Genomic DNA, 23,118 nt, shown 5'->3' with positions numbered 1-23,118 from the left:
TTAATTGACTATCAAATTTGAGGCTTTATTTTCTAACAGAAACTAAAATTTTTAGTCTCTAACTGGAAAGTAAAGCCCCAAAATACTTTCAGTAATTGGGGGTTCTTTCAAACTGACCAAAAAAGGCTATATTGACCCCAAAATAATCAGTGTTTGAAGACCTCCAATGCTAAACAGACCCTGATTTTGGCAAGCTTGAAGATCCGTTGACAATAGGGCTATGGTTCTTTGTACTGTCCTACCTTGGAACAAACCACTAACGACGGTTCCTACAGAAGTGAGGATAATTTGACCCCCAATCACATTACTAGAAGTAAAGGTATATAGCACTTCGCTAGATTGCCCAGTGTTCCAGTTGTATGTAATTAAATACGTTGGAAAAGTCCCTATGTTGTTGCAAGAGGTCGGGCCCGTAAACGTGAAGTTGTAAGTTCCTGAAGTAATAGGTTGAGCGCCGATGCATTGACCTACAGTACCTGTGACGGTAACAGTAGTATTTTGCACTTGGTTCGTCAGTAGTGGGTTGTAAGTAGCTGTCTCCGAACCTACTGGGCAAGTTACGGGTAAGAGCTGGGCCTGAGCAATTGATTTAGTGCTAATGAAATCAACACCTATGGTTGCAGCCGCAATAGCACAGGCAAAGGCTGACAGTTGGCGACGCTTAGCGAAATTAGCAGGTATCATGTAGCGACTTTCCTTGCTTGGTGGATGTATGAAAAGAATTAGAGTATGATTGCGATTTTTAGAAAACTCACTGTTTATAATACGGTATATTGCTTGCTTTAATACATCTAATTGCTTGATAACACAAAGTTTTTTGATAAATTATCTGTATAAATAAAAACTTATAAATTAATTACATTTGTGGTATGTTGTATAATTTAACAGTAATTCTTAATTGCTATTACTATGTCTGGCTATTGTTCGGCAACACGTAATAGACTTTCGCTTAATTTAAAAGTAAACGCACCTTAAAGTGGTACAAATAAGGTGCGTTTATTCTGGTATCATCTCTAGCCAGAATGCAAATATTTTTATGCACAATAATCAAATCCCTATAAATTTCTGGCATTAACTGAAAATTTTGTGCGTTATGCCAATCTAGGGAAGTTAATGCTGCGGTTTAGTGATTTGTTTAATCGGAATTTCAATCCAAAATTCTGTACCTAACCCTGCCTGAGAGTCACATTTAAATATACCGCTGTGTTTATCCACAACGATCTGATAACTAATAGATAACCCCAAACCCGTGCCTTTTCCAACCGGTTTAGTAGTGAAGAATGGGTCGCAGATTCTTACTTTTAGGTCTTCGGGTATTCCTGGGCCGTTGTCTTTTATGCGAATTACTACACTCTTGATATTAGTTTCTATTTCCCCAAGAGAAGTAGTAATGGTAATTTGATTGTTATAAGCTTTGGATGTATTTCTGTAATCTTCTAGAGCATCGATCGCATTACTTAAAACATTCATAAATACCTGATTTAATGGCCCAGCATAGCATTCTACTAAGGGAAGTTCGCCATACTCTTTAACTAATTTAATTGCCGGACTTTCTGGTTTTGCTTTCAAGCGATGCTGCAAAATTAGCAAGGTGCTATCAATACCCTCATGGATATCAACTGGTTTCTTTTCTGCTTGGTCAAGGCGAGAAAAATTCCGTAAACCCGAAACAATTTGCCGGATGCGATCGATACCAATTTTCATTGACGAGAGAGTTTTGGGCAAATCCTCAGTCAGAAATTCTAAGTCTATTTCTTCTGCGCGATCGCGAATTTCTGGGTCAGGGTTAGGGCAGTTTTGCAAATATAAATCTAGAATTCCGAGTAAATCTTGGGCGTATTCGCTGACATGATTAATGTTGCCATAAATAAAGTTCACTGGGTTATTAATTTCGTGGGCAACACCAGCTACTAATTGACCCAACGAAGACATTTTTTCTGTCTGAATCAGTTGGGTTTGAGTTTGCTTTAGATCCTCCAAAGCTCTAGCTAGTTTTTCTTTCTGCTCCTTAGTCTGATTGAGCAATTCAACTTGTTGGAGTGCAACCCCAAGCTGATTGGCAATTTGAGTGAGAAACTGAATTTCTGAGGTTTCCCAATGACGGGGTGCAGAGTTTTGATAAGCTGCTAGCAAACCCCAAAGTTGTTGCCTAATAAATATTGGTGCGATCGCATAGGCTTTTGCTTGAATTTCCTCTAAAGCCGCAACGTGACATGCAGAGTGATTAGCTTCATAAATATTATCAACTACAAAGGTTTCATTATGGCGATATCGCCCACCTTGGGTTTCCTGCAAATAGCTATCTCGCCAAATTATATTAGTACCAGGATTTACTACCTTTACCCAACCTTCATTCACAAACTCAGCAATGTATTCACCACTCCAATCAGCTTGGAAGCGGTAAACTGCAACTCGATCGGCTTGTAGTGATTTACAGATTTCTTGAGTAGTTATCTGAAAAATTGCATCTAAATTCAGAGATTCTCTAACTTTGGCAACAACTTCAAACAATACTCGTTGTTGTTCTGCTGCTTGTTGCAAATCTAAAGCCTGTTCTCGTGTTTGAGTCAGTAATTCAGCTTGCTGGAGTGCTACCCCCATTTGAGCAGCAATCTGACTAAGAAAGTCAATTTCCGGGGCTTTCCATTGACGAGGACCAGAGTGTTGATAACTTGCTAGTAAACCCCAAAGTTTTTGCCCAACAAAAATTGGAGCAAGTACAAAAGCGCGAATTTGAAACTGCTCTAAATTGTCGATATGACACTGAGTAAACCCCGCTTTGTAGATGTCATCGACAGCAAATGTTTGATTGTGGCGATAGCGTCCTCCCTGTGTATCTTGTAAGTAAGTATCATTCCAAATAGTATTAATACCTAGATCGGATTCATTCGACCAGTATGGACTAGCAGCCTCAAAATCGCCGACAAATTCGCCACCCCAATCAGCATCGAAACGATAAACAGAAACGCGATCGGCTTTGATTAATTGACAAACTTCTTTAGTAGTTGTTTGAAAAATCGTATCTGTGTCCAAAGATTCCCGAATCTCGGCAATAACTTTAAACACAGCCTGTTGTTGTTCGGCTGTCCGTTGTAATTCGATTGTGCGTCTTTTAACTTGATGTTCTAAATTTTCATTGAAGACTTGTACTTGTTGGTATAATTCATACTGCTGAACTGCGGAAGCAAAGTGTTTACCGAGGTTTCTAGCCAGTTCAATCTCTTCAGGCGTCCATGGCCGCAACTGTGCTTTTTTAGATTCGCGCCAAGCTTCAAACGATCGCCGGGGATATAATTGTCTGTTGTCGCTGTCATACTGTCCCGCCCAGAGGGTTTCTGTATTTATTTCGCTGCGGAAAATACTTAAATAACCCAACAACTGCTGACGATAGTGGAGTGGAATCACCAACATACTGCGAATTTTAGTTGGTTCAAAAGCAATTTGCAAACTTCGCCAGCCTGGGGTTTGATAAATATCTACAATCGCCCAAACATCATTTTCTTCACTGGAATTGTAGTGTTCCTGCCAAGCACTATACTGCTCTATGAGTGGATATATGGTTTGTTCTGGTATCAGAGGCTGCTGACCGTATGTATATAGCTTTATACAAGTATTTCCAGGGATTAAGCATTCTGTGAAGCTGGCGACGCTACCATTGTGGTAATCAAAAGCTGCATTTCTAATGCAAAGCCGACCACCAACACCATCAAAGGCAGCAACAGCAGCTTCGAGGGCTGGCTGTAATACAATTGTCGGTAGTGAATGTAGCAGGCTAGCAATGCGGTTAATGATGGCTTCTTGTGCGGCTGTTTTGCGGACTTGAGTCAAGAGGGTACTTTGAGCGATCGCAACTGACAGTTGATCGACTACTATTTGTAATGCTTCTAGTTCCGATTCCAAAATCAAACGCGCCTCAGAATTATGAGACACCAGCAGTCCCCAGAGTTGATTTTGGTAAAGAATAGGGGCTACCATACTAGACTTTACCCCCATTGCCTTCAAATATTCAATATGGCAAGGGTCTACGGGACGGTAACAGATTTGCTGTGAGATGGTTTCTCCATTTTCCAGATCGTGTAAGTGACTTTGACCAATTTCTTGAGTATCAACATTGACAACAGAACGCACCCGTGATTTAACAAACAGTTCACGGGCGCTGGGTGGAATATCATCAGCAGGGAAATTTAGTCCTAGTAGCGACGGTAAACGATTGTTGTAGATAGACTCAGCAATGACCTGACCGCTACCATCGGGATGAAATTTGTAAATCATCACTCTGTCGGTTTGCAGTAGCGATCGCACCTCTGCTGTTGTGACTGTGATAATCTCTTCTAATTCTAAACTGCGTCGGATACGATTTGTAATCCGGTGTAGTAAAGTTTCTTCATGGCGAGTTCCCCGCCAATCTTGTTCAGAGTTCGAGGCCATTGCTGATAATATCTTTAATTAATAATTGGGAAACACATCATGATTAAATCTAATGATATTTTTGAATTTATTTAATCAATTTGTCTTCAGTAAAACTACGGCAAATTACTAACTAAACTTATAAAAATTAAAAAGAAAGACGCAGTTTTACTTGCATCTTTCTCGGTTATCAGAAAATATTTTTTCTGTTTAGTTGGAAGTTTTTGTTGAAACTTTACGTATCAACAAAACTCAACTCTTACATTGCAGCAAAACTAATTTTCAGATAGTCATTTTCCATCTTTGCTCCTGCTGGTTGTAGTGCTGCTAAGGCTTGCGGCAAAACTAAGTTACGCCGATGATTGCCAATAGTAATATTCAATTCGTCCCCCGTTTTGCTCAGTTGAACCTGGTTTTTAGGAATGCCAGGTAAGTAAAGTTCTAAACTGTATTGATTTTGCTCTTGTACGACTCGAATAGTTGTTTCTTTGTAATAAACCTGAGTGGGATCTTCATCTTTATAAAGCGTTTCCTTCAAGCGTTCTAATGCAGCTAATCCACACATCTCTTCAGAGAACAGCGGAACTTCTTTTACGGGTAGAGGGTGGAAATTATCATGAATTTCCTGGCGATACTGCTCCTGATTTTCTTTCCAACGTTGGAAAAATGGGTCTTTTACTTCGCTGGGAATTATGCGATTTGCCACAACTAAATCCGTGGCAACATTATATAAACTCAAATAAGCATGGGCACGCAGAGACTCTTTAATCACCATTTTTTCGGGATTAGTCACAAGACGCACTGAGGTTTGAGTATTATCTGTTAATACTTTTTCCAGAGCTTCAATTTGTTCATAAAACTCATAAGGCGCATCCATTACCTCTTTATCTGGTAGCGAAAAACCAGCAATTGGTTTAAAAAAAGGTTCAACCAAAGGTCTAAGTGCTACCGAGATATTTTGAAAGGGTTTGTAAAAACGGCGCATATACCAACCGCCGACTTCTGGTAAACTCAGCAAACGCAGTGCTGTGCCAGTGGGGGCTGAGTCGATAATCAAGACATCAAACTCGCCTTCATCATAGTGGCGTTTCATCCTTACCAAGCCAAAAATCTCATCCATGCCTGGTAAAATTGCCAATTCTTCCGCTTGTACTCCCTCTAAACCCCTTGCTTGTAAAACTTGGGTAATGTAACGTTTCACAGCACCCCAGTTTCCCTCCAGTTCTTGCAGTGCATCTAATTCTGCACCCCACAAATTTGGGCGAATTTTTCGGGGTACATGTCCCATTTCCATGTCAAAACTGTCTGCTAGAGAGTGAGCGGGATCTGTACTTAAAACCAAGGTCTGATAGCCTAATTCTGCACAACGGAGTCCAGTTGCAGCAGCAACGGAGGTTTTACCCACGCCGCCTTTACCAGTCATTAAAATTACACGCATGGATGCTTCTTTCCTGCCTGAGGATTTTTACATTTATTTACAATTATCGGCTGTTTGAGGAAAATAAATGCTGCTTTAGCACGTCTAGGCGCGAACAGTTCAATAATAAATATGGGGGATAATCCAGCTATATTGCCATATTAGACTTCTTGCAGAAGTGGGGAAAAGGGTAAGGGGTAAAGTGGAAAGAGCAACCTTCGGAAGGGAAAAGAGCAAGGGGCAAAGGGGAAAGGGAAGATCCCTCCTTTAACCTATTTTCTTCCCCCCAAGAGTGCAAAACTATTTTTGCAAAAGGTCTATTGACTGCTATTTATATAGTAGTAGATTAGGAAAATACGGTAGGAGGCGGTGATGTCAAAACCAAAAATTCTCCAACCGGATGGGAATTATTCATTTCGTTCATACTTTGAGTTTTCCAATGATACAGATGAAGTTTTAGCAGAGTTTGACTATGCTTTTTTCCGTAAGCGTTTGCAACTTCCTAGAACGAGTAATCAACTAGACGGACTTGATGAACTTCGACAACAACTTGAAGATACTATTCCTTACGTTACTCTTAGCAGTGAAACTGCCAAAAGGGAAATTTTGGTTGCACCAGTCTTAAGTCGGGTAGCAGTTACTTGTAAACGACTGCTGCGAATTGAGTACCCCTTGAAGGTAAATAATTTACTCCAAGGGAATTTAGACTATTTCATTCAATCGGAACGCAACTTAGTTGTGGTTGAAGCAAAACGTGATGACTTGACACGGGGATTTACTCAATTAGCAGTAGAAATGATTGCACTGTCGATGTTGGAAGATGCACCAAATATAGTCTACGGTGCTGTAACAATGGGTGATGTGTGGGTATTTGGGACTTTAGAGCAGAATTTACGTACTATTACACGGGATATTACATCCTATACTTTGCCGGATGATTTGGCAGAGATAGTCAAGATTTTGGTAGGAATTTTAGAGTAAGCTTTCGTACTAAGTAGATGAGATGCACCAAATATAAATACAGCAGAATTGAGGAGTAGAATATTTACCCTAATTCATCTGTTGGGTTTTGCTGCAACAGCAGATCTAGCTTTGTTTCAATTGCTGAAAGTTTTTTGATAATTGTAGGGCGATCGCCATCGACAGCAACTAATAAATTAGTTATTTTATCTTGTAAGTTGGTTAATTGTGCCATTGCATTCTGAAGTTGGATCATTCCTTCTCGGAGTTCTTGGCGTTCATGTCTAGCTTCACTTATTTCATCCAACATAGCTTGGACTGTTTTAGCATTAGTCTCAATTAGATGTTTGAGTTCTTTATCAGTCATTGCGATCGCACTTTGAGGTTGAATTTATTATTCATCATAATTTGTAGGTTGAATAGAGCGATCGCTAAACTCAATATTTACAGCAGAAGTCAGAATTCAGAATTCAGCGGTTATAAACCGCGTCTACACAGGCAAAACCCACCTCCGTGGGTTTCAAACCCTTAATTTTCCATTAGTCCGCGGAGGCGGACTTCGCCTGTGTAGCCACAAATTTTATTCGCTAAGGCTTAAGTTGACACCAATGCACAGCTGTGCGCTCGTACCCGTGTAACTCATTCAAATCAAAATCTCTATTTTCCCTTTGTCTCTACCTTAATCTCATCAGTAAAATCGTATGGAATATTGATGTATTGTTTTTGCAATATTAGATCGTGAACAAGCAAAATTGCTAGCGAGCAAAGTTATGATTGCTTCCCAATTAGTTAGATTGCACAAAGAAAGTAAAACCATTTACCTGAAATACGCTGTAGCAATCAACTATTCAGTTATTTTAAATATCAAGTATTTGAAGAGAAAAAATGCTGCTTCACCACGTCTAAACGCGAACAATTCCAATAATCAATATGGGAGACAATTAAACCATCAGAGTTTAAACCTAATTCACTCCAACCAGGGATGGAGATACGTGGTTTCCAAGGGACAGGGGTATTCCAACTGAGTGTCCACTCTGTTTTAATTGTGTTTCCCAAATGTTGAATATTATGTAAATCCATCTTGGGATTTAAAAACCAAGTCTGGATAAAATTAATCATTTCTTTGTAGCGTTTAACTCCACGAAATTTATTCATTGGGTCTTGAAAATAAACATCTGGAGCATAAATGTTGTAAGTTTGATTGACTGGGAATCTTTGATAGTCTTGTTTGAGAATTTCAATGATATCCATAATTTATTAAAAAGAATTCAGGAGCCAGAATTCAGAATTCAAAATGAATTTTGTGCGATTATTCAGTGAACATTGGTTTAAAACCGGACTTATCCCGCTACGCTAACGCCCATGATGGTCGAAACTATAGGACTAGTATTTGATTTCTGAAAAAATCTAAGTATGTGTAGGGTGTGTTACGGCTTCCGTAACGCACCACCCGAAGGTTTTGGTGCGTTAGCCTACGGCATAACACACCCTACGTATATTTCAAAAATCAAATATGATTCCTATAGTATTAAATCTTATTCCTTATAAAACTCTATCGCTTTATGGGTAGAATTTTCATCAATTCTGAATTCTGAATTCTGAATTCTTTCTCAAATTTATATCTCATTCCATAGACGTTCTAACTGACGCCGCCAAGCAGCTAGGGTTTCTTCTCGCGCTTCTGCGGTTTGGTCGATTTCACCCATGATTCCTTCTGCATAAAAGCGTTCTAAGTTTTGGATGGTAGCTTGCAGAGATTGTCCTTGGAGTTTTGCTGCTTGGATGACTTGGCGGATGCGGGTTTCAACTAACCGATTGAAGGCATTATCTAAACCTACTTCATGTAGAGACACTAGGCGAGCGATCGCTCTTTCAAAATCCACTTTTACCAAAGTGCTAGTGTTATGGTGAAACACTGCCCAAATTTGGCCATCATGCAAAGCATAGCGCACTTCCTGAGTTTCATCAAAGTTAGCTGACAAAAACTCTGCTAAAAAAGATTGCGCTTCTTGTAATGGTAATATTGGTAGCAAAACTCGCAGCCAGGTATTATCTTTGGACAGTAGCACTAAGAGTTGAAAAGTAGAAGTGTTTACTTGCCAGGAACCAGGGGCGACCGCACCAACATTTGTGCCAAATAATTCTGTGAGTGTAGCCGTAATTTCTTCAGGTGTCATATGTGTTTTTTAAAGCTAGGCTCTAGATTAGCAAAGATGGACATCGACTTATTCTTGAAAACTCTCTGCTGCTTGCTGGACTACTTCCAGAGGTAAATCTAATAATTGAGCGATCGCTTCTAAGCTCAACCCAAATTTTATCATCCGTGGTATTGCTTCTAACTTACTTTGCTGTTTACCTTCTTCTAAGGCTTCTTGATAAACTTTAGTCTGCTTCAATTCACTTAAACCCAACATTGCTTCAATCTCCTGGCGGCTCTTTTGTGGTAATTTGTAGACGATAATTGTCTCTATTAAATTGATGAGGTGGCGCTGAGTAACTTCATCAGTTAGCTGTTCCTTGGCTTGCTCAATTAAGCGTTTTGCTACCTCTGGTGCTGTTTCCTCGGCCTCAATAACAAGTTTAACAACACCAACCCCAATGGAGGCTTCTGCTACTTGGCTTAACTCGTCCAAGTAAATGCGTCTAACTCGATTGAGAACTAGCATTTCACCAAACTGTAATGTCTGTTCTCTTTCAATACTCCGAGTTGGATAGATAATTACAACTTGCCAAGGATGAAGGGGTTTATATTGCCGCAAGTAGAGGAATAATTCAGCAAACAGACGGTAATATAAATCATCATCGGGCTGAAACTGAACTTCAACTATATAAAGAGGTTTTTTTCGATCGTTGGTGATTGGTAAAAACAAACCATCCAGGCGAAAAGCAAGTTGTTTAACTTCGCAGGAAGTAAATTTATAGACAATTGCTTCTGCTGGCGGCTGGTTAATCAGTTCAAAGAAGATGCTAGGAAATGCCTGAAATAGGCTGTAAAAGATAGTGTCAGTTTTCACTATATATTTAGTCAGCGACTTGCAAATCAAAAAATATCCAACTATTTCTTGTAGATTAAAAAAACTGAGCCAATCGGCCCATAATTTTCTACATAGATTTTTTGGTTATAATACAATCCTGGAGACATACCTCCATCAAATAAAATTCCTTCTTGAATTTTCCCTAAGCAGTTATTCTTAGCAATGCCTTCCAAGACATTATCAAATTTATCTGGTAGTAACTCTTGATTAATTTCAGATAGTTCAATCTCGGAATTAGCTTTGGCGTCATTCACTAATAGTATTACATATCCTTGATTAGTGATAGCTGCCATAGAGCGATTAGTCGCACTTTTACAAGCAAATTCTCCCAAATCTTGACAAATATCTTTAAATTTACCCTGGCGATAAAATCTACCATTACCTCCTACTAAATTGTAATTGAGAACATCGCTGTTTCTTCTACCAGCTTGGATAGTGGCTTGTCGTTGTCTAGGTGAACCTCCTGATATACCAAAGGAAGAACGCTTATTTTTAAATGCTCCTGAATATTCTACGCCACGAGAAATATTTAAGCCTTGTGGTTTATCAGTGGTATCTATATAGTCGGCGTTAATTGCGGCGATGGGTAGTTTTCTATTTAATTTGGCGTTATCACCAACAATGAGGTCACGAAATTGTTTTGGTACATATTCTTTGCGTAATTTTCCTTGAGCATCTTTAGCATAGAGTTTATGAGATAAACCAAGATTAACTTTAAAATCTAATTCTGCTGATTTAGGATTAAAAATAATTACGTGGTTAATACCTCTAGAATTTTTCTGTCCTTGATTATTAGTTTTAAAAAAATCAATACTAAATTGGGGATTTTCACCAGGACAAATTTTAGATGCTTTGGGTACTGAATTAGCTGCAATTTTTTGACAACTTGATAACAAGCTTGCAGCAGCGATCGCCATAAATAACAAAAGTAAATTTTTTCTAGACATAATCGTACAAAAAACCCGCTACAGAATTACTATAGCGGGGAATAATTTAAAATTTCAGTCTGGAGTTAATCTGAGAACTAAAACTTAAGAGAACCATTCTAGAACAGCTTCTTCTTTGGTATTAGTATTCCGGGATGGTGTTTCACGATTAAATTTCATCTGAATTGACCGAGTTTGCTCGCCATCAGCAGCGACAGCCACAATTGGATAGTCAATTAAACCATCTTGGAAGGACATTTGGAAGCGGAATGTACCATCTGGATTCAGTTTAATTGGACGACCGCCAATGGTTACGTTAGCATCGGGTTCAGTTGCACCGTAAACAATCAATTCAGCATCGGCTATTAACCAGAACTTGCGTGGACGCACTGGTACGGCAGAAGCCGAGAAGCCAACACCTGACATTCCCACACCGGACATGGTTAAACCGGAAGTGGTGGGAACTGCCCACATACCTACACCAGAGGGGAATATGTAGGAACTGATGGCTTGTTCGGGGCGTACTGAACCAGCTTGCTGCATGGAGCCAAACAGAGAACCAGCAACCCGTTGTGCTTCGGCAGATTCCGCTAAACCAAAGATTTGGTCGTAGATGGGGTTACCGCCATTTACACCATTTGCACCAGTCGCTGCCACTTTCTTGGCGGGTGGAACGAGTTCGTATTGAGTTGTGCCGCGCAAATCTTCTTCAAAGTTGACGGTGATGAACACATCCTCAATCCAGTCAGAAGGATAGACGGGAGGAATATGTACTCTCGCAGAACGAGCGAGTATCAACCAGCGACCATCAGCAGCACGATAACCGATATCGATTACATAATCGCGATCGCTGACTGGAACTGGTAGATACCATTCTCTTGCTAGTTCATCAGCAGGATATTCTTGAATGCTGTGGGGGCTTTGAAAATCGATATTGATGTCCGTAACGTCATAAATCCGCAGTGCCAGCTGTTGTCCACCTTGGCGGCGCAGTTCTTGTTTATGTTCATTGGGAACATCCCAGTAGGTGTAAGCCCATTGAGGATCGCGGGGTAAGAGTACAATCCGGCTTTCACCATAACCAGAAGGCAGATCTGGGAGTCCTTCATCAACATCAGCAAGAGATCCACCAGTTCGATCTTCCTGACCTAATTCAAACTTAGCTGCTTCCACGGTTTCCTGTGCCTCCAATGAACGAGATGGACTGAGCGAAATTTTGCTGCGCTGGACTTCTTGAATTGATGCCAGCAGTTGGGATTTACGCATTCGGCTATAGCGAGAGATGCTATATTCGCTGGCAACTTTACGTAGTTGCCGTAAGGTCATCTCCTCTAGTGGCGGGCGTTCTTTTGCCATTAATTTGGCCTCCAGTAGTTTAAGCGGTAAATGATTTCCCCTGGTTAAAGAATGCGATATAAAATGTCATCCACTCCAGATGAATTTCTTATTCCTGACTCCTGGTTTTGCCCAGTTTTTAAGTTTTTTAGTCTGTTTTTAAATTGAATTCATTTCCTATCAATTCCTTTAGTTATGCCAAAATTAGCATTTCTTTGGGATCGCAGGAGTTGTATTTGTTAAGTCAATATTAACCACTAAGCATATGTAGGGATCAAGGGGTTTGGATAGATTTTTTGGCTATTTCACGAATTTATCAGCAGTTGTGGGATCGTATTGTCATAATTTCATGACATTGTAGCTAGAACCGTTGGATTTTAAAGCTAAAATGTTAAGCTTTCATGACATAGTGTTCAAGTTAGCCTAAAACCCAGATGTACAAAGGACTTTTGAGTGGGAAGTGAAGATTGCAAGAGTGGCGGCTAAAAGAATTAATTAATATTGCACTCAGTACAATAAGGGCTAGGGTGTGTTTTGAAATTCTTATACCGTTTGAATTAAAATTGATACAAATACGTCAGTAGGGTAGCACCATTGTGCGCTCTTACAGTAAACGTATATGTATCAAGATTTTCCTGAAATGGTATTAGATCTCCCCAACCTCCCTGAGGATACAGTAGAGACGTTGCATTGCAACGTCTCTACATCTGTTGGAATAGCGAAAAATTGTGGGGTGTGGGGTGTAACCCCCGATTAGCCAATAGTATCCCCTGAAAAAGGGTGGCTAAGATCCTTTGAAATCCTGCTCTTTTTCTGCAATCCAAAATCCATCTTGAAAAGCTTTGTTCGCCGGTACTTCTTCGGAGAAACCGAAGGGTAACCAACGCACCCAGTGGGAAGCGGCACAAGCGTCTACAAACTTTTCGCAAAATCCCAAATCTGAAATTGTTTGACAAATAACAAGCGACAAATGAGTAACCTGATTCTGGTTGTAGACGACGACCATTTAATGCGAAGGTATCTGTGTGAGCTATTGAAAGAAGCAGGGTATCAGGTGGTAGAAGCGAGTAACGGTTTAGAAGCGATCGCTACCTATACTCGCCTACACCCAGATATAGTACTGTTGGATGCGATGATGCCAGAAATGGATGGTTTTAGCTGTTGCGCTCAACTGCAAGCACTCTCCGATGGCAAAAATACACCAGTGTTAATAATTACCGCTTTTGATGACCGCGCATCTGTAGAAAAAGCTTTTGCTGCGGGTGCAACTGATTTTATTACTAAGCCAATTCAATGGCCGATATTACGTCAAAGATTGCGCCGTCTTCTGGAAGCTCGTCGTACTCAGCAGGAATTACAACAACAAACTGCCCAGGCACAACTGCGAGAAGCACAGCTGAGGTTAGCATTAGAGTCTGCTGGCATGAGCATTTGGAACTGGGATCTTCTGACTAATAAAATTACTTATTCAGGTAAGCTAGAAAAACTTTTTAGCTGGGAAAAAGAGACTTCTAACGACACCTATGATGCTTTTCTCAACCGCGTTTATCCCCAAGACCGCGATTTTGTCAGGCGATCGCATCAGCAAGCTATTAGGGATGGGGTAGAATATGAAATCGAATTTCGAGTTATTTTGCTCGATGGTAGCATTCGCTATTTAGCAAGCAAAGGAATTGTCTGTCGGGATGGGTTAGGTGCGGCTGTGGGAATGTCTGCAATAGAGGTAGACATCACCAAGCGCAAGCAAGCAGAGGAAGCACTAGAACTTCATGCTAACCAGCAGGCAATGGTGGCAGAACTCAGTCAAATAGCCTTAGCTGGTACAGACTTGACTACACTGATGAACTTATGTGTGAGTATCGTTGCCCAATGCCTAAAAGTTGAGTATTGTAAAGTTTTAGAACTACTGCCAAATGGTAGTGCATTCTTGCTACGGGCTGGAGTAGGTTGGCAGCCTGGTTTGGTGGGAAATGCTACCGTCAACGCTTTGATGAATTCCCAAGCTGGCTATACCCTACTTTCTAGCGGGCCGGTGATTGTCGATGACCTGCGAAGCGAAACGCGATTTAATGGACCGCAACTGCTACATGACCATCAAGTTGTGAGCGGAATTAGCGTGGTGATTCATGGCAAAGAGCGTCCTTTTGGTGTCTTAGGGGCACATACAACCAGACAACAGACCTTTACTAAAGATGAAATTTATTTTCTGCAATCGATTGCTAATATTCTCGCTGCTGCTATTGAACGTCAACGGGTAGAAAACGCACTCAAAGAAAGCGAAGAACGCTGCCAGTTAGTGGTGCGCGGTAATAATGATGGTATTTGGGACTGGAAAGTTCAAAATAACCAAGTATTTTTCTCAACTCGTTGGAAGGAAATGCTCGGTTATGAAGAAGATGAAATTTCCCATGAATTAGATGAATGGGCAACACGAGTGCATCCAGATGATATGGGATTTGTCAGAAAAGCGATCGCCGATCACTTTGCCAAGATTACCCCGTTTTTTATCAGCGAACATCGAATTCTCTGTAAAGATGGCACTTACAAATGGGTTTTGAATCGCGGTCAAGCAGTCTGGGACGAAGACGGAAATGTAGTGCGGATGATAACTTGTCATACTGACATCACTGAACGTAAATTAGCAGAAGAACAATTGCGTCAAAGTGAAGAACGTTTCCAAATAGTCGCCCGTGCTACCAACGATCTTTTATGGGACTGGGATTTGCTGACTAATAAGGTGTGGTGGAATCAAGCTTTACAAACACTGTTTGGTTACTCGATAGAGCAAATAAGTTTTACCGCTCAATGGTGGAGTGAACACATACATCCAGACGATAGGCAGAGAATCGCTAACCAAGTGCGTGCTTTGATCGATAGCGGTGAGAAATTCTGGTCAAATGAATACCGCTTTCGTCGCAGTAATGGTTCCTATGCCTACGTGTTTGACCGGGGTTATGTTGTCCATGACCAGACAGGTAAGCCAGTGCGAATTATGGGCGCAATGATGGATATTACTGAACGCCAAGCCGCTCTGCACGAACGCAACCGTGTCCAAGCAGAATTACAACGTCAAAATATGCGATCGCAATTGTTCGCTAATATCACCCTCAAAATTCGTCAATCTTTACAAATCGATGCAGTTCTGCAAACCAGCGTTATAGAGGTGCAAAAACTACTGCTTGCCGACCGTGTATTAATCTTGCGCCTCCAGCCAAATGGCTCTTTGATGGCGGTTCAAGAAGCAGTAGTTCCCGGTTTGCCTGTTGTTATGGGGCAGCAAATTACCGACTGTTCCTTTCGTGACGATTACATCCAGCGTTACCGCCAAGGGCGAATTAGTTCCATTAGGGACATCAAAGAAGCTGATATCCAACCTTGCCACGTCGAATTGCTGCAACGATTCGCCATCAAAGCCAACCTTGTAGTTCCGATTTTCCTGAAAAATGAACTCTGGGGGCTACTAATTGCTCATCAGTGCGCCCATCCTCGTGAATGGACTAGCTCGGAAATTGAACTGTTGCAACAACTGGCAGATCAAATAGGCATTGCCTTAGCTCAGAGCCAAATTCTAGAACAAGAAACTCGCCAGCGGCAAGAACTCGCCCGTTCCAATAAAGAATTGCAAGAATTTGCATTTGTCGCCTCCCACGATTTGCAAGAACCACTGCGTAAGATTAAAACCTTTGGCGATCGCCTTAAAGTTACCTACGGCGACCTGTTAACTGAACAGGGACGCGATTACTTAGAACGGATGCAGAATGCTGCTAACAGAATGCAGACATTAATTGAAGACTTGCTGACACTTTCACGAGTTACTACTAGGGCCCAGCCTTTTGTATCGGTAAATCTAGCAAAGATCGCCCAAGAAGTATTATCTGATTTAGAAATTTATGTCCAGCAAACTGGGGCGACTGTCGAAATCGGAGAGTTACCCACCATTAAAGCCGATCCTGTACAGATGCGCCAATTGCTGCAAAATCTCATCGGTAACGCCCTAAAATTCCACCACCCACAAGTACCACCGATTATTAGAATTTATGGTAATCATTTAAACAAGCAAGGACATAAAGTTTCTACCAATTCTGACTTTTGCCAAATCGTTGTAGAGGATAATGGTATTGGTTTTGAAGAAAAGTATCTCGATCGCATTTTCAACGTTTTTCAACGTTTGCACAGTAGTATTGAATACGAGGGAACTGGTATAGGTTTAGCTATCTGCCGGAAAATTACCGAGCGTCATCATGGAGCGATCGCAGCCCAAAGCAAACCAGGGCAAGGATCAAAGTTTTTTGTCACATTATCAGTTGATTGCCAACATTAATTTTTATTCCTGGAGAGGGATTAAGACCAGACCCAAAAATTAGCTTAATTGTACAACTATGCCCCCTAATTTCAAGGACTTATTTATTGTATAGATTGACCACTATGTTAACTATTAATAAGATTCCGTTGTTTCCGCTTTTAGACTACTACTGCAACATGCGGTTTGTTGTCAAAAAATGAAGCTTTCATAGCTAAATATATCAATTGCATATTTGATTATTTTTGTCAATGTGCAAGTTGCCATCTGTGCCAAGTTAATAACTTGATTCATACTAATAAACCAATGCAAAGGAGACGATGCATAGTGAAGGGTCGAGAAACAAACGTCACAATTTTAATGGCTGATGATGACGAAGACGACAAGATGTTGGTTCGCGAGGCATTGGCAGAAAGTCAATTGCCAATTGAACTATACATCGTTAGTAATGGTGAAGATCTGATGGATTATTTATACCACCGTGGTCGATATGCTGACAACAGCGCCAAACCGCATCCAGGGTTGATTTTATTAGATTTGAATATGCCGAAAAAAGACGGTTTTGAGGCGCTCAAAGAAATTAAAACTGACCCACAACTGCGGCGAATTCCTGTTGTCATGCTGTCAACTTCAGGTGACCAAGAAGATATATATAATACCTACGATTTGGGTGCCAACTCCTTCATCATTAAGCCAGTGACTTTTGCTTCTTTAGTTGAGTTAATGAAGACTCTCGGAAAATACTGGTTTGAAATTGTGAAACTGCCAACAGAAGCAATGGAAGACAAACATGGACAGCAGCCCCATCAAAGTTCTGTTCGTTGATGATGATGAAGACGATTATATTTTGACTCGTTATTGGTTCAGTGAATTCCAGGTAGCAAACTGCGAGCTGCAATGGGTGGATAATTATGAAGCAGCCAGGAGTGCGATCGCTCTGCACCAACATGACATTTATCTTGTAGACTACCGTTTGGGACCACACAATGGACTAGAACTATTGCGCGAAGCCATTGCCACCGGCTGTTGTTCTCCGATAATTTTACTCACCGGTCAGGGCGACTGGGAAATAGACCTAGAAGCCATGAAAGCCGGAGCCGCAGATTATCTCGAAAAAAGCCAATTAACGGCACCTTTGTTAGAGCGTTCTATCCGCTACGCCATTGAACGTAAACAAACAGAACAGAAAATTCGCGAACAAGCTGCTTTACTGGATGTTGCTACGGATGCAATTTTTGTCCGTGATTTAGACGATAAAATTTTATTTTGGAACAAAGCTGCTGAGCAACTATACGGTTGGACAAAACAAGAAGCTATCAATAAAAAGACACGAGTTCTTTGGCAGGAAAAACAGGTGTTTCAAGTTAAAGAAGCACTCAGTATTTTGATGAAAAATGGTTCTTGGGAAGGCGAGTTACATCAAAAAACAAAATTAGGTAAAGAAATTATTGTTGAAAGCCGTTGGACGTTGGTCCGGGAGTTTAGTAAAAAAACAGAAACTATCCTCGTAGTAAACACTGACATAACACAGAAAAAACAACTAGAAGCCCAATTTCTCCGCGCCCAGCGATTGGAAAGTATTGGCACCTTAGCCAGTGGTATCGCCCACGATTTGAATAACGTTCTTGCCCCAATTTTGATGACAGCCCAACTCTTAGAAGCACAAGTTCATGACGATCGTTCTCGGCGACTGCTGCCAATATTAATTACTAACGCTAAACGAGGGGCAAACTTAGTCAAGCAAGTATTATCGTTTACTCGTGGACTAGAAGGCGATCGCACAGTCCTACAATTAAAGCATTTAATAGTTGAAATTCAGCAAATTATTAAGGAAACTTTTCCCAAATCTATAGAAGTTTTTACCCAAATTCACCAAAATCTTTGGACTGTATCTGGTGATGCTACCCAACTCCACCAAGTACTGATGAATCTCTGTGTCAATGCTCGTGATGCTATGCCAAATGGTGGAACTTTAAAAATCTCTGCGGAAAACCTTTTCGTTGATGAAAACTTTACCAAGATGCATATTGATGCTAAAGTTGGTCATCACATTTTGATTACTGTTACTGATGGGGGGATTGGTATTCAACCAGAAATATTAGACCGGATATTTGAGCCATTTTTTACTACTAAAGAAGTTGGTAAAGGTACTGGTCTTGGTTTGTCTACAGTGCTTGGCATCATTAAAAGCCACGGCGGTTTTATCAATGTATACACTGAAGCCGGAAAAGGCAGCCAATTTCAGGTATATTTGCCAGCTCAAGATACAGCGGAGACTGTAGAAGAACAACAGCAAGAATTACCTCCAGGTCAAGGAGAATTAATTTTAGTTGTAGATGATGAAGCAGCCATTCGAGATGTGACAAAAACATCTCTGGAAAGTCATAATTACAAAGCAATTACAGCCAGTGATGGCATTGAAGCTATAGCCTTATATGCAGAACATCGAGATGAAATATCTCTTGTATTAACTGATATGCTTATGCCATCTATGGATGGGCTAACTACCATCCGTACCCTACAAAAGATTAACCCAAATGTCAAAATTATTGCCGTCAGTGGACTGAGTTCAACAGATAAGGTTAATGCCGCTTATGACATAGGTATCAAAGCCTTTTTGCCTAAACCGTATACAGCTAACCAACTATTACAAACTATTAGTACAGTTAAAAAGGGTTAGGAGTTAGGAGTTAATAAAATTCCAATTCTTGCAAGATGTGTTAGTTAGGTACATCTTTCGAGGCGATTGGTCATAAAAAACATAGCATTAGCCTATAAAGCACTGCTAAATAACATAGTGCGTTAGGCTCAAGCCATAATGCTACTTGATAAATCAACCAATTAATTCCAACTTGAGAGTTATAATTTAGTAACTCTTAATATCAAGTTCGGATAATCACTTATTATTAAAATTTCTCCGCGTCCCCTTGTGCGTCAGTCCTAATGATAAGTCTTCACCCGAACATGATATAACTCCCAACTCCTAACTCCTAACTATTTAACTTACTATGACCAAGGATGAAGTTTTAGTTGCTAATACAGGTTTTTATCGAGCTTTTGAAAGAAAAGATATTGAGGCGATGAGTGCAATATGGTCACAGGGAACTGGTAGTTTTTGTATTCATCCTGGTAGTAGAGTGTTGCGGGGTTGGAAAGAGATTCGCACTTCTTGGGAGCAGATATTTAAAAATACAGCTTATATCGAAATAAACGCAGAGGTAATTGCTACAGATGTAACTGATAATATTGGCTATGTTGTGCTAATAGAAAATGTGTTTCAAGTCGTAGGTTCGAGAAGACTCGAAGCACAATCAACAGCTACAAATGTATTTCAGCTTCTTGGTGGTAAGTGGTATTTAGTTCATCATCATGGGAGTCCCATTTTGCGGTGAGGTGTGGGGAGGAGGGGATGAGGGAGACGCGGGGACATGGGGAGAATAACTAATCTCCCATCAACTCTACTGCATCTCTTCCATCACAATCTTGTAAGTAAACTTTGACAATTTCTTCTTTAGCGGTAGGTAACTGCTTACCAATAAAATCTGGGTGAATTGGTAACTCACGATGACCCCTGTCTACCAACACAGCTAAACGAATTACCTCTGGTCTTCCGTACTCATTTACAGCATTCAAAGCAGCGCGAATTGTCCGTCCTTTGAAAATGACATCATCGACGAGTACAACAGTTTTCCCCGTTAAGTCAAAAGGAATATCGCTTTTCGCCGGAGTTCGCAAACCAATTTTGTCAAGGTCATCCCGATAAAATGTGATATCCAAAGCGCCGACGGAAACGGCTACACCTTCAAGTGTCTCAATCTGACGTGCCAACAATTGAGCTAATAATGCACCCCTAGTGTATATACCGAGAAGCACTAATTGGGATAAATCACGCGACCTTTCTACAATTTGAGAGGCAAGCCGAGTCAAGGTACGGCGAATTTCTTCTGATGAAAGGATCTCAACTACTTTTGCAGACATAGCTATCTTTAGGGGGAGTGGGGAGTGGGGAGTGGGGAGTGGGGAGGCGGGGAGGCGGAGGGGCGGAGGAGACAAGGGGACAAGGGGACAAGGTGAGAATTTATAACAAGTCTTTCCCCTTGTCCCCAATTCTCGTTGTCCCCGTGTCCTCTTCACCATGCCCCATGCCCCATACCCCATGCCCTATTTGAGAGTATTAAGAGAATAGCGATCGCTATCCCTAACCATAGTAAAAAACAATATCGAGTCAGTTGCAAAGCATTATAAATAGAAGTTGGGGTAATGGGATAAATAGCATCTCCTAGCAATGGTTTGTGTTTAGCTACCCCACGATACCAATTTTTACCCCCCATTTGTACACCTAAAATCGCAGCATAGGCGCACTCACTCCAGCCAGAATTGGGGCTAGGATCGCTAATTGCATCCCGGCGACAAATTCGCCAAACATGCATCGGTTTACCCGATAAAAGTGCCAGAGTCATTACTGTTAACCGACAAGGTAGCCAAGTTAAACAATCTTCCAACCGGGCACTAAACCACCCGAAATAAGTATAAGGTGCTTCCCGATAACCTACCATTGAATCAAGGGTACTGCTGGCTTTGTATGCTAAAGCTAACGGAATCGGTCCCACAACTGGCACAAAGACACCAATAATTGCATAAAAAAGTGGAGCCATTACCCCATCAGTAGCATTTTCTGTGACTGTTTCTAAAACGGCTCGCAAAATTTCTGCTTGTGAAAGATTTTGTGTATCTCGACCAACATAATTACTTAAAATCTTACGCGCTTCTAGTAAATCTCCTGCTGTTAAAGGTTGTAAAACAGCCACTGCTGCTGTTCGCAAACTCCTGCCAGCAAAACAACTAGCCAAAAGAATACTTTCTAAAGCAATTGCTAACAGCGGATGCACCCATTTGGCACTTTGAACGAGGAAAAAACCAACAAGACCGCTACCAATTATGACGATAATGCCTAGTAAAATTCCAGCTAGACGTTGTGTTAGAGAATGTTGACATAATGGTAGAGAAAATTTGGTTAACTGAGAAATTACCCAACCTATAAATTGTACGGGATGAGGCCAACCCCAAGGATCGCCAATTAAGTAATCTAAAAGTGCCGCAATGATTAAAACAACAGCAGATGTCATTAGTCATTAGTCCTTAGTCACTTGTAATGAGCCACTTATGCTGACTTGTGCTGAGCAAAGCTGTTGGCGCAGCCTCTCGTAGAGAAGCAAGCCCAAGTAGCGCAGTCGAAGTAGCTAAGTCGAGGTAAGCCGAAGGAAGTTGAAGTATGCTCTGTACAAGTGCCCAATGACTAAACTACAAAACTAGCTTCTTCTCCAAGGGAAGCTTGCCAACTACGAGCATCGTAATAAAGGTCTGCCAGAGTAATACTGTACAACGCTTCTTTGAGCTTTTGATTAAGTCTTTGCCAAAGGGTAAATGTTACCCAATCTTCAGCTTGTGTAGGTGCTGGAGTGCGATCGGGTAAATGAGTAATACTCTCGCCAACTGCTTCCAAAATTTGTCCTATAGATATTTGTATAGGTTCTCTTGCCAATTGGTATCCGCCGATGCTACCACGAATTGAATTCACTAACCCAGCACGACGCATTTCTATTAGTAGTTTTTCGAGGTAAGGAGCTGGGATATCTTGGCGTTTGGCGATCGCTTTTACAGATACAGGACCATATCTTGGCTGTAAACTCAAATCTAGCAACGCCTTCACACTGTAATGTCCTTTGGTAGTTAGTTTCATTCTGGTCAGCTTTGCCCTCTGTTACAAAGTTCTGAATGCCGGAAATCGGCGCTAGTGAATTTGTGCTTTGTGATTAGTCATTAGTCATTTATTTAGACCAATGACTAATGACTAATGACCAATGACCAATCACTAAGGATCAGTTTTGCTTATCATTGTCTGACTCAGTTATGATTTTCACCAACTAGACAACCTTTTGAAGGTTAGTTTAGAAAACTTAAACAAATATAGTTTAACAGTAATTCACAAACTATATATATAGTTATCAGCATTGGCAGTATTCTATAAAATAAATTGTTGGGGAAATATTTGCTAATCGCATAACAATTCTGGCTGTGAGTGTAATATACTTGGCTATGTTGAGATAAAAACTAAAGGATTATCTTCCTATTAGCTCAACCTCAGCTAAAATAAAATCGATTCAAACACTTCAAACATTCGTTTTCGACCTAAGTTGATGCCTAAACAGAAAAAAATTGAACCCCTAGTCGGCGAAGAACTGCTCAAAAAAGTCAAAGAGCTAGAGAACGAGAGCAAGGAAGACAAAGCCAAGAAGTGCGGCTACTATACCGTTACCAAAAATGGTATAGAGCGCGTCAATATGATGAAGTTCTTAAATGCCCTAATCGATGCTGAAGGCATTCAGTTAGACAGTACACCCAGTGCTAATGGGCGCGGTGGACGTAGTGCTAGCTATAGAATTAGTGTGCAATCCAATGGTAACTTACTTATAGGTTCAGCTTATACAAAACAGATGAATCTCAAACCAGGAGATGAATTTCTCATCACTTTAGGTAAAAAGCACATTCGTTTGAGACAAGTAGATCCAGAAGATCGGGAAGAGGATGAAACTCTAGAAGCTACTGCTTAATAAATAGTCATTAGTCAATTGTCAATAGTCATTTGTCTCTGTTACAAAGTTCTGATGGTCGGAAACCTTCCCTCAGACTTTGCACTTTGTCATTAGTCATTTGTGAAAACAAATGACTAATGAGCAA

The 23,118-nt window shown here is 40.7% G+C and carries 19 protein-coding genes; 6 read left to right on the top strand and 13 right to left on the bottom strand.

Annotation, left to right across the window (positions count from 1 at the left end):
- Positions 1-126 precede the first annotated feature (126 nt).
- The 3 genes from ACM0OY_RS28310 to ACM0OY_RS28300 form a co-directional block, all read right to left on the bottom strand.
- A complete protein-coding gene (locus ACM0OY_RS28310; RefSeq protein ID WP_414572113.1) occupies positions 127-684 on the bottom strand; it encodes a hypothetical protein in 558 nt (185 codons plus the stop codon).
- Positions 685-1,110: 426 nt separating this feature from the next.
- Positions 1,111-4,428 carry a GAF domain-containing protein gene (locus tag ACM0OY_RS28305; protein WP_414572112.1) on the bottom strand — a complete coding sequence of 1,106 codons (3,318 nt, stop codon included), beginning with the start codon at positions 4,426-4,428 and terminating at the stop codon, positions 1,111-1,113.
- 238 nt (positions 4,429-4,666) lie between these two features.
- The gene (locus ACM0OY_RS28300; RefSeq protein ID WP_414572111.1) at positions 4,667-5,845 is read right to left on the bottom strand and encodes a TRC40/GET3/ArsA family transport-energizing ATPase; all 1,179 of its coding nucleotides are present in this window, start codon (positions 5,843-5,845) and stop codon (positions 4,667-4,669) included.
- Between the two features lie 351 nt (positions 5,846-6,196).
- Here ACM0OY_RS28300 and ACM0OY_RS28295 point away from each other — a divergent pair, with 351 nt between their 5' ends.
- Positions 6,197-6,805, top strand: coding sequence for a hypothetical protein (locus ACM0OY_RS28295; RefSeq protein WP_414572110.1), 609 nt, complete (start codon positions 6,197-6,199; stop codon positions 6,803-6,805).
- Between the two features lie 64 nt (positions 6,806-6,869).
- Here the strand turns inward: ACM0OY_RS28295 and ACM0OY_RS28290 are convergent, their stop codons facing one another.
- The 7 genes from ACM0OY_RS28290 to ACM0OY_RS28260 form a co-directional block, all read right to left on the bottom strand.
- The gene (locus ACM0OY_RS28290; protein WP_414572109.1) at positions 6,870-7,151 is read right to left on the bottom strand and encodes a hypothetical protein; all 282 of its coding nucleotides are present in this window, start codon (positions 7,149-7,151) and stop codon (positions 6,870-6,872) included.
- A 497-nt stretch (positions 7,152-7,648) separates the two neighbouring features.
- Complete coding sequence (locus ACM0OY_RS28285; protein ID WP_414572108.1) at positions 7,649-8,035, bottom strand: DUF2358 domain-containing protein; 387 nt, start codon at positions 8,033-8,035, stop codon at positions 7,649-7,651.
- 365 nt (positions 8,036-8,400) lie between these two features.
- Positions 8,401-8,961, bottom strand: a complete 561-nt coding sequence (locus ACM0OY_RS28280) for a hypothetical protein (RefSeq protein ID WP_414572107.1) — start codon at positions 8,959-8,961, stop codon at positions 8,401-8,403.
- Between the two features lie 48 nt (positions 8,962-9,009).
- The gene (locus tag ACM0OY_RS28275; RefSeq protein ID WP_414572106.1) at positions 9,010-9,798 is read right to left on the bottom strand and encodes an Rpn family recombination-promoting nuclease/putative transposase; all 789 of its coding nucleotides are present in this window, start codon (positions 9,796-9,798) and stop codon (positions 9,010-9,012) included.
- A gap of 41 nt (positions 9,799-9,839) precedes the next feature.
- Positions 9,840-10,766, bottom strand: coding sequence for a phosphodiester glycosidase family protein (locus tag ACM0OY_RS28270; RefSeq protein WP_414572105.1), 927 nt, complete (start codon positions 10,764-10,766; stop codon positions 9,840-9,842).
- 84 nt (positions 10,767-10,850) lie between these two features.
- The gene (locus tag ACM0OY_RS28265; protein ID WP_414572104.1) at positions 10,851-12,101 is read right to left on the bottom strand and encodes a DUF4912 domain-containing protein; all 1,251 of its coding nucleotides are present in this window, start codon (positions 12,099-12,101) and stop codon (positions 10,851-10,853) included.
- Between the two features lie 763 nt (positions 12,102-12,864).
- Positions 12,865-13,050, bottom strand: a complete 186-nt coding sequence (locus tag ACM0OY_RS28260; protein WP_414572103.1) for a hypothetical protein — start codon at positions 13,048-13,050, stop codon at positions 12,865-12,867.
- On the opposite strand from ACM0OY_RS28260, the gene ACM0OY_RS28255 reads away from it, so the two are divergent.
- From ACM0OY_RS28255 to ACM0OY_RS28240, 4 genes are all read left to right on the top strand, one after another.
- Complete coding sequence (locus ACM0OY_RS28255) at positions 13,051-16,401, top strand: PAS domain-containing protein (RefSeq protein WP_414572102.1); 3,351 nt, start codon at positions 13,051-13,053, stop codon at positions 16,399-16,401.
- A gap of 306 nt (positions 16,402-16,707) precedes the next feature.
- Complete coding sequence (locus ACM0OY_RS28250; RefSeq protein WP_414572121.1) at positions 16,708-17,205, top strand: response regulator; 498 nt, start codon at positions 16,708-16,710, stop codon at positions 17,203-17,205.
- Positions 17,171-19,060 carry a response regulator gene (locus ACM0OY_RS28245; RefSeq protein ID WP_414572101.1) on the top strand — a complete coding sequence of 630 codons (1,890 nt, stop codon included), beginning with the start codon at positions 17,171-17,173 and terminating at the stop codon, positions 19,058-19,060. Before ACM0OY_RS28250 ends, ACM0OY_RS28245 begins: the two co-directional genes overlap by 35 nt.
- A gap of 328 nt (positions 19,061-19,388) precedes the next feature.
- Positions 19,389-19,772, top strand: a complete 384-nt coding sequence (locus tag ACM0OY_RS28240) for a nuclear transport factor 2 family protein (protein WP_414572100.1) — start codon at positions 19,389-19,391, stop codon at positions 19,770-19,772.
- A 49-nt stretch (positions 19,773-19,821) separates the two neighbouring features.
- Here ACM0OY_RS28240 and pyrR read toward each other — a convergent pair whose 3' ends face one another.
- From pyrR to ACM0OY_RS28225, 3 genes are all read right to left on the bottom strand, one after another.
- Complete coding sequence (pyrR, locus tag ACM0OY_RS28235) at positions 19,822-20,364, bottom strand: bifunctional pyr operon transcriptional regulator/uracil phosphoribosyltransferase PyrR (protein ID WP_414572120.1); 543 nt, start codon at positions 20,362-20,364, stop codon at positions 19,822-19,824.
- 146 nt (positions 20,365-20,510) lie between these two features.
- On the bottom strand, positions 20,511-21,506 hold the full coding sequence (cbiB, locus tag ACM0OY_RS28230) for an adenosylcobinamide-phosphate synthase CbiB (RefSeq protein WP_414572099.1): 996 nt from the start codon (positions 21,504-21,506) through the stop codon (positions 20,511-20,513).
- 170 nt (positions 21,507-21,676) lie between these two features.
- A complete protein-coding gene (locus ACM0OY_RS28225) occupies positions 21,677-22,120 on the bottom strand; it encodes an Rrf2 family transcriptional regulator (RefSeq protein ID WP_414572098.1) in 444 nt (147 codons plus the stop codon).
- 457 nt (positions 22,121-22,577) lie between these two features.
- Here ACM0OY_RS28225 and ACM0OY_RS28220 point away from each other — a divergent pair, with 457 nt between their 5' ends.
- Entirely contained in the window at positions 22,578-22,991 is a 414-nt protein-coding gene (locus ACM0OY_RS28220) for an AbrB family transcriptional regulator (RefSeq protein WP_414572097.1), read from the top strand.
- Positions 22,992-23,118: the final 127 nt, after the last annotated feature.

Origin of the sequence: Nostoc sp. CCY 9925 (assembly GCF_963920935.1) — a bacterium.
Taxonomy (GTDB): Bacteria; Cyanobacteriota; Cyanobacteriia; order Cyanobacteriales; family Nostocaceae; genus Nostoc.
Note: the sequence above shows the minus strand (reverse complement) of the source record. Positions and strands in the feature narration are given on the sequence as shown.